The following is a 14,014-nucleotide window of genomic DNA, read 5'->3' as shown; positions in this document are numbered from 1 at the left end:
AAGGTAACAAAGTAGCTTAGTGTTATTTTGTGACGATAAATTACCTAAGAAATAAGTCGATTAACAAGTGATGTGAAGCAATTAGTGCCGACTTTCTCGGTAGCTTCACAGATAGTGAATCAACCGAGAAAGTAAAGCTATCTTTGGTCGTCAATCAGTCAGAACTCAAACAGTGGCTAAAGCTATCTGCCAATTGCTGTTTAAACGTAAAATAACCACCTGGTTTTACTTCAATATCACTCCCAATAGGATCCAATACGCCGATATTGGTGTCGCTACCTCGAGTAACAGACTGGACAACAGCAGGTGTAAACTGAGGCTCAGTGAACAAGCAGTAAACGTCATTACCAGAGAGCGCTTTGCGAATCGAAATCAATGTTTTAGCCCCTGGTTTTCGGTCTGGGCTAATGGTGAAGTAACCAAGATGGTTGAGGCCATAATCTTGCTCGAAATAACCATATGCGTCATGGAAAACATAGTAACCACGGGCTTTTATTGGCGCGAGTTGCTGCTTGATAGCTTGATGCTGCTGTTCTAGCTGACGGTTAAATGAGGCTAAATTGGTCAAGTATTGCGAGCGATGTTGAGGGTCTGCATCAGCCATAGCCAGCGCAATAGCTTGCGCGACTTGTTTTGTCGGTAGATAACCAAGCCAAAAATGCGAATCATAACTTCCGTGATCATGGCCCTCATGGCTGTGGTTACCCTGCACATATTCACGTAGGGCTAAATCTGGAATCTGGCTTAATGTCAGTACCTTTGCTCGCCCATCAAGGATTTTACCCAAAAACGGTTCAAGATCTTGTCCATACCATATGACCAAGTCTGCAGATTGGATGCGTTTGACATCAGACGGGCGTAATGCGTAATCATGTGGTGAAGTATTTGAGGACAACAACACATCAGGTGTATTAATGCCCTGAGCGATTTCAGTCGCAATCAACTGAATGGGTTTAATACTGGTTAACACCGTAGCGGCTTGGGCGGTACTTATCGTGGCCAAAAAAATGGCACACGCCGAGAAAAATTGTTTCATGACGAAGGACTACTGACTGGTTTAAGTGAGGAACAAATGTTACATTATAACAATAAACAATTGCAAATGAGTTCCATTCATGTCGACTCTAGTCGAACTAAATGATATCTGCGTTCACTTCGACCAACGTAAAGTGCTTGATAACGTCAGCTTACGTCTAAACCGTGGTGAAATTACCACCTTGATTGGCCCGAATGGTGCTGGAAAGTCGACCTTAGTCAAAGTTCTACTTGGACTGCAACGTCAATTTAGCGGTCAAGTGACAAAAACAAAAGGGTTAAAGATAGGTTACGTTCCGCAAAAGCTTAAACTGAACGACTCTCTACCGCTTAACGTTGACCGATTTTTACAGCTGGCAGGGAAATACAGTCGTCAGGAAATCAACGATGCGCTCAAACTCGTCGGCGCAGAGCACTTAACCCATAGCAATATGCATTCGCTGTCTGGTGGAGAGACTCAACGTGTACTTCTTTCGCGTGCACTTTTGCAACGTCCCGATCTGCTTGTCCTTGATGAACCTGCTCAAGGGGTCGATGTACAGGGGCAAATCGACTTGTATGATCTGATCGATACCATACGTCATCGCTTCAATTGCGCGGTATTCATGGTGTCACACGACCTACACCTAGTGATGGCTAAAACCGATGATGTGGTTTGTCTCCATCATCATATCTGTTGCTCTGGTGCCCCCGCAGATATTGCTCAGCATCCGAGTTATATTGCTCTGTTTGGTCACAATCATCAACAATCACTGGCTTTTTATCATCACCAACATGATCATCACCACCACGACTTGGCAGGCCAACCAGTGACTGGCGAAGCCACTGACTGTTCACATCATTCTCACGGGCATCATCATGATTGAGTTTCTCTTGCCTTCAATTTTTGCTGGTTTGGGTATCGCCGCCATTGCCGGCCCGCTAGGTTCATTTGTTGTCTGGCGCCGTATGGCTTACTTTGGCGACACACTGGCGCACGCCTCTTTAATGGGCTTAGCACTTGGTTTCCTACTCGATATTAACTTATACCTAGCTCTGACGGTTTGCTGCCTTGCATTAGCTATCTTGTTGGTCACGTTACAAAAGCAGCAACTTGTCGCGACAGATACCCTGCTTGGCATATTGGCCCATAGCTCACTTTCACTCGGACTTGTTGCCGTTAGCTTTCTCGATAATGTGCGTATTGATTTGATGAGTTACTTATTTGGTGACTTGTTAGCGGTTTCACCAAGCGATCTGATCTACATCTATTCTGGTGTGGTTTTAGTTGGCTTAGTACTTTTTGCCTTCTGGCGCCCGCTTCTATCAACCACGGTTAACGAAGAACTTGCTGCCGTTGAAGGGCATAACATTGATTTAATGCGATTAATTTTAATGCTGTTGGTTGGCTTAGTGATCGCCATCGGCATGAAGTTTGTTGGCGCACTGATCATGACCTCGCTACTGATCATTCCCGCTGCGACCGCACGTCGACTTGCTCGAACGCCTGAACAGATGGCGATGTTTGCCGCACTGATTGGTGCAATCGCGGTTCTGATTGGCTTATCGATGTCATGGCACTATGACACCCCAGCAGGGCCTTCGGTTGTATTGAGTGCAACGGCCATGTTTATGCTGTCACAAATGACCAAGTCGAGAAGTTAAGCGACCAAAAAACAAATAAAAGGGGCGGATTCACATCCGCCCCTTTTATTATTGTTACTTACTATTGGCCACTTAAGCGCCTTCGTTATGCAGCTCAAGGTTGGCTAAATCTTGTTGTATTTCACGTTGAACCTTTGCGTCATCACTACGCAGCGACTCTAGAAAGTCGAGGTAGTTTTGATCAATGTCACCCGTAACATACTCGCCATTAAATACCGAGGTTTCGAACTTCGCAATATCGGTATTACCGCAGCCTACCGCCTGAACTAAGTCTTCTAACGTCTGGAAGATAAGCTCGTCAGCACCAATCTGCTTACAGATGGCGTCGTTGTCACGGCCATGAGCAATCAACTCGACAGCACTTGGCATATCGATACCATACACGTTAGGGAAACGAATTTCCGGCGCGGCTGACACCATGAAGACTTTCTTCGCCCCAGAGTCACGTGCCATCTCGATGATTTGTTCAGAGGTGGTACCGCGCACAATAGAGTCATCTACCAGTAATACATTCTTATCTTTAAACTCAGATCGAATCGCATTCAGTTTGCGGCGTACCGATTTTTTACGCTGCTGTTGACCCGGCATAATAAACGTACGACCGACATAGCGGTTCTTAACGAACCCCTGGCGGTATGGTTTGTCGATCGCTTGTGCAATCTGCAGCGCGATATCGCATGAAGTTTCAGGAATTGGAATAACAACGTCGATATCAAGGTGACTGTACTCATCACGAATACGCTCACCGAGTTTTTTACCCATTTCAACACGTGCACTATAAACCGAGATTTTATCGATGAAAGAGTCCGGACGTGAGAAGTAAACGAACTCGAAAATACATGGGTTAAGGCTTGGATTATCAGCACATTGCTTAGTATGCAGCTGACCGTCAAAGGTCGCATAGATAGCTTCACCAGGTGCCACATCACGAATGAAATCAAAACCAACGGCATCTAAAGCAACAGACTCAGAGGCAACCATATATTCGGTTGCTCCATTTATTTCACGCTTACCAAGACAAAGAGGACGAATACCATTTGGATCGCGAAACGCCACCATGCCATGGCCGATAATCATCGCAGTGACCGCATAGGCACCACGAATCGTACGATGAACATTGGTTACCGCACGAAATACATCGTCGGTAGTGACATTGCCTTTAACCGTATCAATTTCATGTGCAAGGACATTGAGAAGCACTTCTGAATCAGACGTCGTGTTGATGTGGCGACGATCTTTTTCGAACAGTTTTTGGCGAACCTCAGCGGCATTGGTTAAGTTACCGTTGTGAGCAAGCGTGATACCAAATGGTGAGTTCACATAGAAAGGCTGGGCTTCAGAAGAACTTGAGCTACCCGCAGTAGGGTAACGTACATGACCAATGCCGACGTGACCTTGAAGGCGTTGCATGTGCTTCGCTTCAAATACATCCTTGACTAAACCGTTCGCCTTACGCAGACGAAAACGATTGCTATCTATGGTACAAATGCCCGCGGCATCTTGGCCACGGTGCTGCAATACCGTCAACGCATCATAGATAGACTGGTTTACAGGCGAAGTGCCCACGACTCCAACAATACCACACATGTCTTAACCCTCGATTTTCGACAATAGCTGGCGCGTTATAGCGCGCCAGATAAGAAACTTGATGTTGCTTGCAAATGTTCAAAGAAAGGTGCAATCACACGGCTAAACTCCGGGACCAATTGCGAACCTCTCCACCATTGCGAATCAGGAAACGTTGTAAACGCGTCCATGAAAAAGAGTGCAGCTGAAACAATCAAAACACCGCGTAAGCCACCAAAGACCACACCCAATACTCTGTCTGTTCCAGACAAACCCGTTTTTTGCACCAGTTGCGCTATGACGTAGTTGATCACAGCCCCTACAATTAGAGTAGCAATAAACAAGGCTGCAATCGCGGCGCCATTTCGAATCATGTCATCTTGAATACGCGTAAAATAGACCGCTAATTTAGCGTAATACTGGCTGGCGATAAAAAAAGCACCAAACCAAATAACAAGTGACAAGGCTTCTTTAGTGAAACCACGAACTAAACTGATCAAAGCCGACAGGCCTATCACACCTAAAATGACAATATCTAACGGATTCATTTTGTACTTACATCTTAAGTTGGCGCGCATTTTAACAGAAAAAACGCTGACGCAAACGTTTTCTTATGGGTTTAGTGGTTTAAATTTGAGCAATTGACCTTTTGAACCAGTAATTTTTTCTAGCTCAATGATCTGGCGCTCGAGTTTACTCTTTGATACATCTGGGCCAATGATCACTCGAGTAAAACCATTTTCTGGTTTTGTATGGGCTTGATAACCGCGTTTTTGCAGATCCTTAACTAGGTTCTTCGCATTCTCGGCATTTTTGAGCGCCATCAATTGTACAATCCAACCACTTTCTTGGTATTCATTACGCTCGGGGACCGCTTTAATTTCAACCGTCAGCGGCGCATCTTGAGCCTGATTCGATTCAGCATTTTCGACAACTTCAACGGGCGTTGGCGGAAGGCTTTGTGAATCATCAACAGGGTCGAGAATTTCAAAGCTCTCGAGTTCACTATCAAGTTCAGGTTTAAGGGGAATACTTGCTATCTCTTCTTGATAGTGCGCCTTTTTACCATCGAGTAGATCAGGTAAAACGATGACACCAATAGCAACCAATATAATGGTGCCAACAAGACGGTTTTGAAACTTGCTCGCCATTTACTCTCCTTTGCTCTGCCAATGCTCTAGTACTTCACCCACCGTGTGGAATGAACCGACGACAAGAATGACATCGTCTTTAGTCGCGTTTGTCATCGCTGCTTTAAAAGCACTGACAGGGTTATCGTATTGTTGCGTTTGTTGGGCCAAATGTTGGGTCAACTCGTGCGCTTTAGCCGCACGTGGACCAGACAAGGAGGCCGGATACCAGTGCTCAGCAATCCGCGCTAAAACTTCCAATGTCGCTGCAATATCTTTGTCGTGTAGCATCGCAACCACTGTGTGAATCGTTTGAGTTGGATAGTGCTGTTTTATGCGCTCGACCAAATATTGGGCAGAATGAGGATTATGCGCCACATCCAGTAAAACAGTTGGCTGTTGCGATATCACCTGCATACGCCCAGGTAAAGTAGCTCGCTCTAAGCCATTAACGATATTAACATCCGACAGGTCTAGATTCGCCGTGGCTAATGCCATTAACGCCGTGGCAGCGTTGGGCAAAGGTAAACTAGGCAATGGGAGTTGCTCTAAACAGTAGCTGCCATGCGTCCATTGCCACTGCGTGTCACTGGTTTGCTCAAAGCGGTACTGAATATCGACTTGATAAAACTCCGCGCCTATGTCGTCGGCGTGGGCTGCGACTGTCACGGGAGCTTTAGGCTGACCACAAATTGCTGGTCTACCACTACGGTAGATACCCGCTTTTTCAAAACCAATTACGTTAATGTCATCACCGAGCCAATCTACATGGTCAATCGCTAAACTGGTGATAACCGAAACATCGTGATCGACAACATTAGTGGCATCTAAACGTCCGCCAAGGCCAACTTCGAGCAGCACGACATCGACATTCTCAGTTTGGAACAGGCGCAAGGCGGCCAATGTGCCATATTCAAAAAAGCTTAGACTGATCTCACCGCGCTGTTTCTCAATGAAATCGAACGATTGGGCGATTTTATCATCGGCCATATCTTGGCCATTAATGCGCACGCGTTCGTTATAACGAATCAGGTGTGGCGAACTATAAACGCCGACAGAATACCCTGCATCAAGCAGTATCGCCTCCATTAAAGCGCAGGTAGACCCTTTGCCATTGGTACCAGCGACAGTAATAACAGTAGGGGCGGGTTTGGTCAGGTTGGCTGACTGAGCGACGGCTTGAACGCGTTCAAGACCGAGGTCGATTGCTGAAGTGTGGATGTTAGTTAAATAATCAAGCCACATCGATAGAGGTGATGTGGCTTGAGGAATTTGGTGTTGACTCATCTAACTTTAACCAATTGATTGTGGTTGCTTGTTAGTGAGTTACTTTACCCTTTTTCGTCCGCTTCTGGTACAGAATAAGCAGCTTGATTTGGTGAATCGTTAACAGAAACCACCAAAGGTGATGATTTATTGTTCATCTTCGCCATTAGGCTACCAATACGCTGACGCATTTCACGGCGATCAACGATCATGTCGATAGCACCATGATCCAATAGGAACTCACTGCGCTGGAAGCCTTCAGGGAGATCTTCACGTACTGTTTGCTCAATAACACGACGACCAGCAAAACCGATTAGGGCTTTAGGCTCGCCAATGTTGATGTCACCAAGCATTGCCAGACTTGCCGATACACCACCCATAGTTGGGTCAGTCATTACCGAGATAAACGGTAGACCTTTAGCCGACAAACGCTCAAGTGCTGCACTGGTTTTTGCCATCTGCATCAATGACATCAGCGCTTCTTGCATACGCGCGCCGCCACTGGCCGAGAAACAAACCAAACCACACTCGTTTTCGATGGCCGCTTCTACCGCACGCACAAATCGAGCGCCGACTACCGACCCCATAGAGCCACCCATAAATGAGAACTCAAAGGCACAGGCAACGATCGGCTGGCTAAGAAGCTCGCCTTTCATTACGATCAAGGCGTCTTTCTCTCCACTATTTTTCTGTGCAGCTGAGAGACGATCTTTGTACTTTTTCGAATCACGGAACTTAAGCTTATCTTGTGGCTCAAGCTCACTAGCAAGTTCGACACGATTTCCCTCATCAAGGAAAGTCTCGAGACGACGACGTGCTCTCATTCGCATGTGATGGTCACATTTCGGACACACTTCTAGGTTACGCTCAAGTTCAGCGTGGTAAAGCACCTGTTCACATGAAGTACATTTAGTCCAAACCCCTTCAGGGATAGACGCTTTACGAGAAGTAACGATGTTGCTTTTTTCTAAAATCTTTTCAAGCCAACTCATGGAAGACCTTTTCTATCTACTCCCGCGCTAAATGCGCAGGATACAAATTCTGAATTTACGCGTGAGGATTAAAGCATATTAAATGCCAAGTGTAGACAAAAAACTGGTTGTACCTATTTTTTGACTGCAAATCTCACACACTAAAGCTCTGATTATTTGAACAATTTATCACGATTTAGTTCAGGTTGTTTGGCAAAAATAGTGGCCCAATCGGCACTCTTGGCAATTCAAACTCAGTAGGATAATCGACATCCACTAAGTAAAGCCCTTCCGCTTTCGCAGTTGCACCAGCCAATTTACGGTCTTTAGCCTTTAACAACCACTCAATCCACTCTGGCTGTTGTTCACCACGTCCAACACAAATCAAGCTACCAGTGATATTGCGCACCATATGATGAACGAAAGCGTTGGCCTTGATGTCAATAACAACATACTGACCATGACGAGTAACATCAAGGTGGATAAGGTTTCGCCACGGACTTCGCGATTGACAGTGCGTTGCCCGAAAGGACGTAAAATCATTTTCACCGAGCAAATATTGCCCTGCTTGATGCATTTTCTGTTCGTCAAGCTCACCGTGATAATGGCTCACCCCAGAAGAGAGGATCCCAGGACGCAGTGCGCTATTAAATATAATATAACGATAACGACGTGCCGTCGCAGAGAACCGAGCATGAAACTCTTCAGGAACCTCTTTGGCCCATCGCACCGTGATGTCATTAGGTAAGTTAGCGTTAGCGCCCATTGTCCAAGCTACCATTTTACGTGTCGCGGTGGTATCAAAGTGCACCACTTGACCTGTGCCATGTACACCGGCATCAGTTCGTCCGGCACACTGAACTTCAATCGGATGGTTCGCGACAACGCTTAACGCGCGTTCTACTTTCTCTTGAACGCTCTTAACCTCTTTTTGGCGCTGCCAGCCATAGTATTGAGTACCATTGTATTCGATACATAAAGCTATTCTCATCAACTTGTTCTCGCTGGATTGATTGACCTAAAATGGGGCCGGAAGTATATACCAAAAAACAAAGGGGCTAAACCGCCCCTTTGTTTACTTGATGAAGCTTCAACCTCGGTTGATCGCATCAATCAGATTTTTTGCCTCACGACGAATATCATCACTGCCATCAACAATCGCTTCTTCAAGCAGCTTTATCGCACCTTGTGAGTCATTCATTTCAATATAGATTTTGGCTAAATCAAGCTTACCAGCCGCTTCTGAGTTTGCATCAATATCCGTTGCATCACCAATGTCACCAATAACATCTGGGAAGTCATTCAAGCCAACATCGAGCTTAAGTTCGTCATTAACCTCTTGCTGCTCTTCCGATTCAACCTCGGCCATCAGTTCATCAATAGTGCGGTATTGGCTTTGTGTTGGGTCAAACTCTTCAAGTTCGGGTTGATCGCCCCAGTTCTCATTCAACACCTGAGCTTGCTCGGGCAAGTTGTCTTGTGCCCAAATGGCTTGCTCATCTTCAGGAATATCATCGCTTATCTGAGCTTGTTGCTCGGGAGACAGGCTGAAACCGTTCCAATCTTCACCCATCTCCAACATGGCCTCAATATCCATGCCTGCACTATCCGATGTCACACTATCAATAGGGCCATCGAAAGAGAATCCACTCGACTGCACTTCGTCTTCTGCTAACAATTCATCGAAGGCTTGTTGGTCAAACTCTTGATGAGCCATAGCAATTTGCTCTGCACTCACCTTGCTTTCTGATGGGATCTCTTCAAGCTCTGGTAGATCCATTGCATCTAAGCCAAAGTCTTCATCTCCAGGCAAATCGTTGTCCGATGAAGGTTCGGCATCCGCTAGGGCGTCCTCTTCGCCATACTCTGGCAGCTCAAGCTCATCAAACTCTACTGACTCGTCTTGCTCAGCCACCGGCGCTTCAGCTTGTTCAGCAGGCTCGGCATCCGCTAGAGCGTCTTCTTCGCCATACTCTGGCAACTCAAGCTCATCGAGCTCTACTGGCTCGTCTTGCTCAGCAATCGGCGCTTCAGCTTGTTCAGCAGGCTCGGCATCCGCTAGGGCGTCTTCTTCGCCATACTCTGGCAACTCAAGCTCATCGAGCTCTACCGGCTCGTCTTGCTCAGCCACTGGCGCTTCAGCTTGTTCAGCAGGCTCGGCATCCGCTAGGGCGTCTTCTTCGCCATACTCTGGCAACTCAAGATCATCCAGCTCGACCGGCTCGTCTTGCTCAGCCACTGGCGCTTCAGCTTGTTCAGCAGGCTCGGCATCGGCGAGTGCGTCCTCTTCGCCATACTCTGGCAACTCAAGCTCATCAAGCTCTACTGGCTCGTCTTGCTCAGCCACTGACGCTTCAGCTTGTTCAGCAGGCTCGGCATCCGCTAGGGCGTCTTCTTCGCCATACTCTGGCAACTCAAGCTCATCAAGCTCTACTGACTCGTCTTGCTCAGCCACTGGCGCTTCAGCTTGTTCAGCAGGCTCGGCATCGGCGAGTGCGTCTTCTTCGCCATACTCTGGCAACTCAAGCTCATCGAGCTCTACTGGCTCGTCTTGCTCAGCCACCGGCGCTTCAGCTTGTTCAGCAGGCTCGGCATCGGCGAGTGCGTCTTCTTCGCCATACTCTGGCAACTCAAGCTCATCGAGCTCTACTGCCTCGTCTTGCTCAGCAATCGGCGCTTCAGCTTGTTCAGCTTGTTCAGCAGGCTCAGCATCGGCGAGTGCATCTTCTTCGCCATACTCTGGCAGCTCAAGCTCATCAAACTCTACTGGCTCGTCTTGCTCAGCCACCGGCGCTTCAGCTTGTTCAGCAGGCTCGGCATCGGCGAGTGCATCTTCTTCGCCATACTCTGGCGACTCAAACTCATCGAGCTCTACTGGCTCGTCTTGCTCAGCCACCGACGCTTCAACTTGTTCAGCGGGCTCGGCATCCGCTAGGGCGTCTTCTTCGCTATACTCTGGCAACTCAAGCTCATCCAGCTCTACTGGCTCGTCTTGCTCAGCCACTGGCGCTTCAGCTTGTTCAGCTTGTTCAGCGGGCTCGGCATCCGCTAGGGCGTCTTCTTCGCCATACTCTGGCAACTCAAGCTCATCCAGCTCTACTGGCTCATCTTGCTCAGCCACCGGTGCTTCAGCTTGTTCAGCAGGCTCGGCATCCGCTAGGGCGTCTTCTTCGCTATACTCTGGCAACTCAAGCTCATCGAGCGCTACTGACTCGTCTTGCTCAGCCACTGGCGCTTCAGCTTGTTCAGCAGGCTCGGCATCGGCGAGTGCGTCTTCTTCGCCATACTCTGGCAACTCAAGCTCATCCAGCTCTACCGGCTCATCTTGCTCAGCCACCGGTGCTTCAGCTTGTTCAGCAGGCTCGGCATCGTCTAGTGCGTCTTCTTCGCTCTGCTCTAGATCATCAACAAGCCAATCATCATCCTGAGGAACACCAAATTCATTGGCAATCGGCTCCGGCATTGGAGGCGGTTCAACGGCTGGTACTTCAGGAGTCTCTGGAGTCTCTGGAGTCTCTGGAGTCTCTGGAGTCTCTGGAGTCTCTGGAGTCTCTGGAGTCTCTGGAGTCTCTGGAGTCTCTGGAGTCTCTGGAGTCTCTGGAGTCTCTGGAGTCTCTGGAGTCTCTTCTAGTGTGGTTTGTCGCTCTTGTTGAGCAAGCAAATCTTCTTCAACAATCGTTGGTTGTTCCGCACCAGATTCAGGGCGAGCCTGATCTAATGGTGATTGCGCAGCCTCTTCAACCTGAGCTGGCTGCTCATCAACAGCGGATCCATTTTCGACTTCATCAATTGCTGACTGGAGCCAATCATCCTCATCATCGTCATCACTCTCAGGCAAAGGCGGTGACACCAACTCCTCATCCACCTGCGAGGATTGCTCGTCAGGCGTCTCTGGCAGCTCATCGACTTCACTGTCGAATGAATCGCTCTGAGGGTTCTCAACTTCATCGATCGCCGCACTTAACCAGTCATCATCTTCATCATCTTCTGGCTCTGGCTCTAGCTCTGGCTCTGGCTCTGGCTCTGGCTCTGGCTCTGGCTCTGGCTCTGGCTCTGGCTCTGGCTCTGGCTCTGGCTCTGGCTCTGGCTCTGGCTCTGGCTCTGGCTCTGGCTCTGGCTCTGGCTCTGGCTCTGGCTCTGGCTCTGGCTCTGCAAGCTGAGTATCTGAGTCTTGCGTTGTCGGCGCAACCTCTTGCTCAAAGGTCTCTTCTTGTAAGTCATCTAAATCAAGTTCATCGAGCAGCGGGTCGCCATCTGGTGCCGCGCTCAACATATCATCGATAAAGTCTTCGCTAACAAAGTCTTTATCTTCAATTTTTTGTGTTTCCTGCTCTGGTTGCTCTGCAATGGGTTCGTCGCTTTGACTTTCAATTTCAAGCAGTTCTTCAAACAAGTCCGTTGCGTCATCACCTAAATCTTGTTCAGGGTCAGTTTCAACCACCTCTTCGAGTAAATCTGTGCTCTGTTCAAGCGAGATGTCAGGTTCAATATCAACACTATCTGAAAGCAACTCATCAAGCTCAGCATCAAGGTCGAACTCATCCTCATCTTCAACACCGACTACATCATCAAGCAGATCGGTGCTGTCCGCGTCGATTTCCTCGTCAGCAGCAATTAATTCATCAAAAACATCGTCGATTGGCTGACTAGAAGGCGTATCCGCGACTTTATTCTCTTCGAGAAGTTCATCAAGTAGTTCGGTGCTATCCGAGCTGAACTCAACATCGTCTTCCTCAAGCAGCTCATCCAGTAGTGCGGTATCATCGACCGCATTCGCTTCCAACGTTTCCAGATCAGCTTGTGCTTCCATCTGGGCAAAAATGTCATCTATATCGCTGTCTGAAGCAAAACCCGGTTCGGCAATGGGTTCACTGGGGTCATCACTTAAATCGAACGAGTCTTCGCTATCGTCTTGAGCTTGATTGAACAAATCATCCAGTAAAGACTGATCCAGTTCATCACTGCCAAGATCTTCCGCATCATCATCGCCAGCAAGCAAAGAATCGAAATCATCTTGAGAGAAGCCACCCTCATCAGAAAGGTCGAAGCCCTCTTCTTCGTCGTTATCATCGATAACCACTTCATCAAGCGCACGTTCCATCTCTTCAAGGCCAAGCGCTTTATCTTCACTATTAACGCTGATGCCATTTGAGCTCAGGTCACCATCAGCTAACGCTTCATCCAACTCGCCATCATCACCGATGCCAGCGAATGGGTCATCGTCATCTTCGCCCTCTAAATTGAAGTCAAGATCATCATCATCTAAACCAGCGAAGACATCATCTTGATCGGATTCACCGATGTCATCTAACTCGCTATCATCGCCAAACAATAATTCACTGTCTTTATCTGACTCACCAAACAGGTCGTCATCTAACAACAAGTCATCGTCAATATCGTTATTGAGTGCTTCTGGTGCTATTGGCACGACAGGCTGAACAGGCGCTTGCTCTTGCGGAGCTTGAGGTGCAGTGGTCTCTTTAGAGCGGCGACCAAGCAACATCACCACCATTAAGCCAATTAACAGGCCGGGGATAATCGCTAATGCTGCCAACAACCAAGTGTTAGAGAAAAGTTTATCCAGTTCTGATGGTGCGAGTTTTTGCTCTTCAGCCAAACGACGACGTTCCTCTTCGAGAAGCTTCTCAACTTCGCGGCGAACACGATCTTCGTCACTCAAGTCGTCTTTCAACACATCAACTTCAGACTGAACTTCCGCCAACATTAAACGTAATTTATGGTTTTTCTCTTCAAGTGCCATCAATTCACTTTCAGAGCTCTCCAATTGGTTTTCCAACGTTCGAACTTGTTGCTTTTTCTCACTATCAACGAGCGCTTTTAGATCATTGGCCACCGGAGGAGTGATGGTTTGCGGCGCTGGCGTCTCGCTTTGGGACGACGTTGATTGAGGCCGTGGTTTGACAGTCGGTGCCAAAGTTTGCGTCGTCGTCGGTTGAACCGGTTGTTTTCCTAACCGCGCCTGGTGAGCTGCCATGACGTTAACAGCGTCTTGGGTTGAAACGCCACGCACTTGCTCTAACGACGGAATACGTAAATTGCTTTGCGGGATCAGTTCGTGAATATTTTGGTTGTCAAACGCCTGAGGATTGAGTTGAAAAATGGCATAAAGCGTTTGTTGAACCGTGACTGAGTTAGCAGGTCGAAGCTTGGACGCAATGGCCCATAAGGTTTCTTGTTCGGTCGTTGGTCCGTAGAAACGAGAAGGTTCTGCTGTAGCACGCGCGTTGCGGGAAACTGGCTCTGAGAATTGGGGAGCCGTTTGGATTTCGCCATTCGGCCCTTTAAGGCGAATGCTCTCCGCATTAACAACAGATGTTTGAGTCACGGCAACCATTGCTAAAGGCAATAGTAGACGCTGTAGAAGTCGACGCATATAAGGCT

10 protein-coding genes are annotated in these 14,014 nt (G+C 47.9%); 2 read left to right on the top strand and 8 right to left on the bottom strand.

Annotated features, from left to right (window positions below; genetic code table 11):
• Positions 1 to 154 precede the first annotated feature (154 nt).
• Complete coding sequence (gene znuA, locus ViNHUV68_RS04290) at positions 155 to 1,036, bottom strand: zinc ABC transporter substrate-binding protein ZnuA (protein WP_391089506.1); 882 nt, start codon at positions 1,034 to 1,036, stop codon at positions 155 to 157.
• Positions 1,037 to 1,115: 79 nt separating this feature from the next.
• Between znuA and znuC the strand changes: the two genes are divergently transcribed.
• Both znuC and znuB read left to right on the top strand, forming a co-directional pair.
• On the top strand, positions 1,116 to 1,901 hold the full coding sequence (gene znuC / locus ViNHUV68_RS04285; protein ID WP_391089504.1) for a zinc ABC transporter ATP-binding protein ZnuC: 786 nt from the start codon (positions 1,116 to 1,118) through the stop codon (positions 1,899 to 1,901).
• On the top strand, positions 1,894 to 2,679 hold the full coding sequence (gene znuB / locus ViNHUV68_RS04280; protein ID WP_391089502.1) for a zinc ABC transporter permease subunit ZnuB: 786 nt from the start codon (positions 1,894 to 1,896) through the stop codon (positions 2,677 to 2,679). The genes znuC and znuB overlap by 8 nt, the downstream gene beginning before the upstream one ends.
• Positions 2,680 to 2,751: 72 nt before the next feature.
• Here the strand turns inward: znuB and purF are convergent, their stop codons facing one another.
• From purF to ViNHUV68_RS04245, 7 genes are all read right to left on the bottom strand, one after another.
• Entirely contained in the window at positions 2,752 to 4,266 is a 1,515-nt protein-coding gene (gene purF, locus ViNHUV68_RS04275; RefSeq protein WP_391089500.1) for an amidophosphoribosyltransferase, read from the bottom strand.
• 35 nt (positions 4,267 to 4,301) lie between these two features.
• A complete protein-coding gene (locus ViNHUV68_RS04270) occupies positions 4,302 to 4,793 on the bottom strand; it encodes a CvpA family protein (RefSeq protein WP_038177049.1) in 492 nt (163 codons plus the stop codon).
• 63 nt (positions 4,794 to 4,856) lie between these two features.
• Entirely contained in the window at positions 4,857 to 5,396 is a 540-nt protein-coding gene (locus ViNHUV68_RS04265) for an SPOR domain-containing protein (protein ID WP_038177051.1), read from the bottom strand.
• A complete protein-coding gene (gene folC / locus ViNHUV68_RS04260) occupies positions 5,397 to 6,662 on the bottom strand; it encodes a bifunctional tetrahydrofolate synthase/dihydrofolate synthase (protein WP_391089498.1) in 1,266 nt (421 codons plus the stop codon).
• Between the two features lie 44 nt (positions 6,663 to 6,706).
• A complete protein-coding gene (gene accD, locus ViNHUV68_RS04255; protein WP_038177053.1) occupies positions 6,707 to 7,633 on the bottom strand; it encodes an acetyl-CoA carboxylase, carboxyltransferase subunit beta in 927 nt (308 codons plus the stop codon).
• 175 nt (positions 7,634 to 7,808) lie between these two features.
• Positions 7,809 to 8,603, bottom strand: a complete 795-nt coding sequence (gene truA, locus ViNHUV68_RS04250) for a tRNA pseudouridine(38-40) synthase TruA (RefSeq protein ID WP_038177055.1) — start codon at positions 8,601 to 8,603, stop codon at positions 7,809 to 7,811.
• A gap of 99 nt (positions 8,604 to 8,702) precedes the next feature.
• Positions 8,703 to 14,006: a FimV/HubP family polar landmark protein gene (locus ViNHUV68_RS04245; RefSeq protein ID WP_391089495.1), complete on the bottom strand. Its 5,304-nt coding sequence runs from the start codon at positions 14,004 to 14,006 to the stop codon at positions 8,703 to 8,705.
• Positions 14,007 to 14,014: the final 8 nt, after the last annotated feature.

The organism is Vibrio sp. NH-UV-68 (assembly GCF_042940635.1).
GTDB lineage: Bacteria > Pseudomonadota > Gammaproteobacteria > Enterobacterales > Vibrionaceae > Vibrio > Vibrio pacinii.
Note: the sequence above shows the minus strand (reverse complement) of the source record. Positions and strands in the feature narration are given on the sequence as shown.

Excerpts from the sequence above, each read along its gene's own strand:
- ViNHUV68_RS04265 (WP_038177051.1), bottom strand. The coding sequence starts at position 5,396 with ATGGCGAGCAAGTTTCAAAACCGTCTTGTTGGCACCATTATATTGGTT.
- ViNHUV68_RS04245 (WP_391089495.1), bottom strand. The coding sequence starts at position 14,006 with ATGCGTCGACTTCTACAGCGTCTACTATTGCCTTTAGCAATGGTTGCC.
- ViNHUV68_RS04270 (WP_038177049.1), bottom strand. The coding sequence starts at position 4,793 with ATGAATCCGTTAGATATTGTCATTTTAGGTGTGATAGGCCTGTCGGCT.
- znuC (WP_391089504.1), top strand. The coding sequence starts at position 1,116 with ATGTCGACTCTAGTCGAACTAAATGATATCTGCGTTCACTTCGACCAA.
- znuA (WP_391089506.1), bottom strand. The coding sequence starts at position 1,036 with ATGAAACAATTTTTCTCGGCGTGTGCCATTTTTTTGGCCACGATAAGT.
- accD (WP_038177053.1), bottom strand. The coding sequence starts at position 7,633 with ATGAGTTGGCTTGAAAAGATTTTAGAAAAAAGCAACATCGTTACTTCT.
- folC (WP_391089498.1), bottom strand. The coding sequence starts at position 6,662 with ATGAGTCAACACCAAATTCCTCAAGCCACATCACCTCTATCGATGTGG.
- truA (WP_038177055.1), bottom strand. The coding sequence starts at position 8,603 with ATGAGAATAGCTTTATGTATCGAATACAATGGTACTCAATACTATGGC.
- purF (WP_391089500.1), bottom strand. The coding sequence starts at position 4,266 with ATGTGTGGTATTGTTGGAGTCGTGGGCACTTCGCCTGTAAACCAGTCT.
- znuB (WP_391089502.1), top strand. The coding sequence starts at position 1,894 with ATGATTGAGTTTCTCTTGCCTTCAATTTTTGCTGGTTTGGGTATCGCC.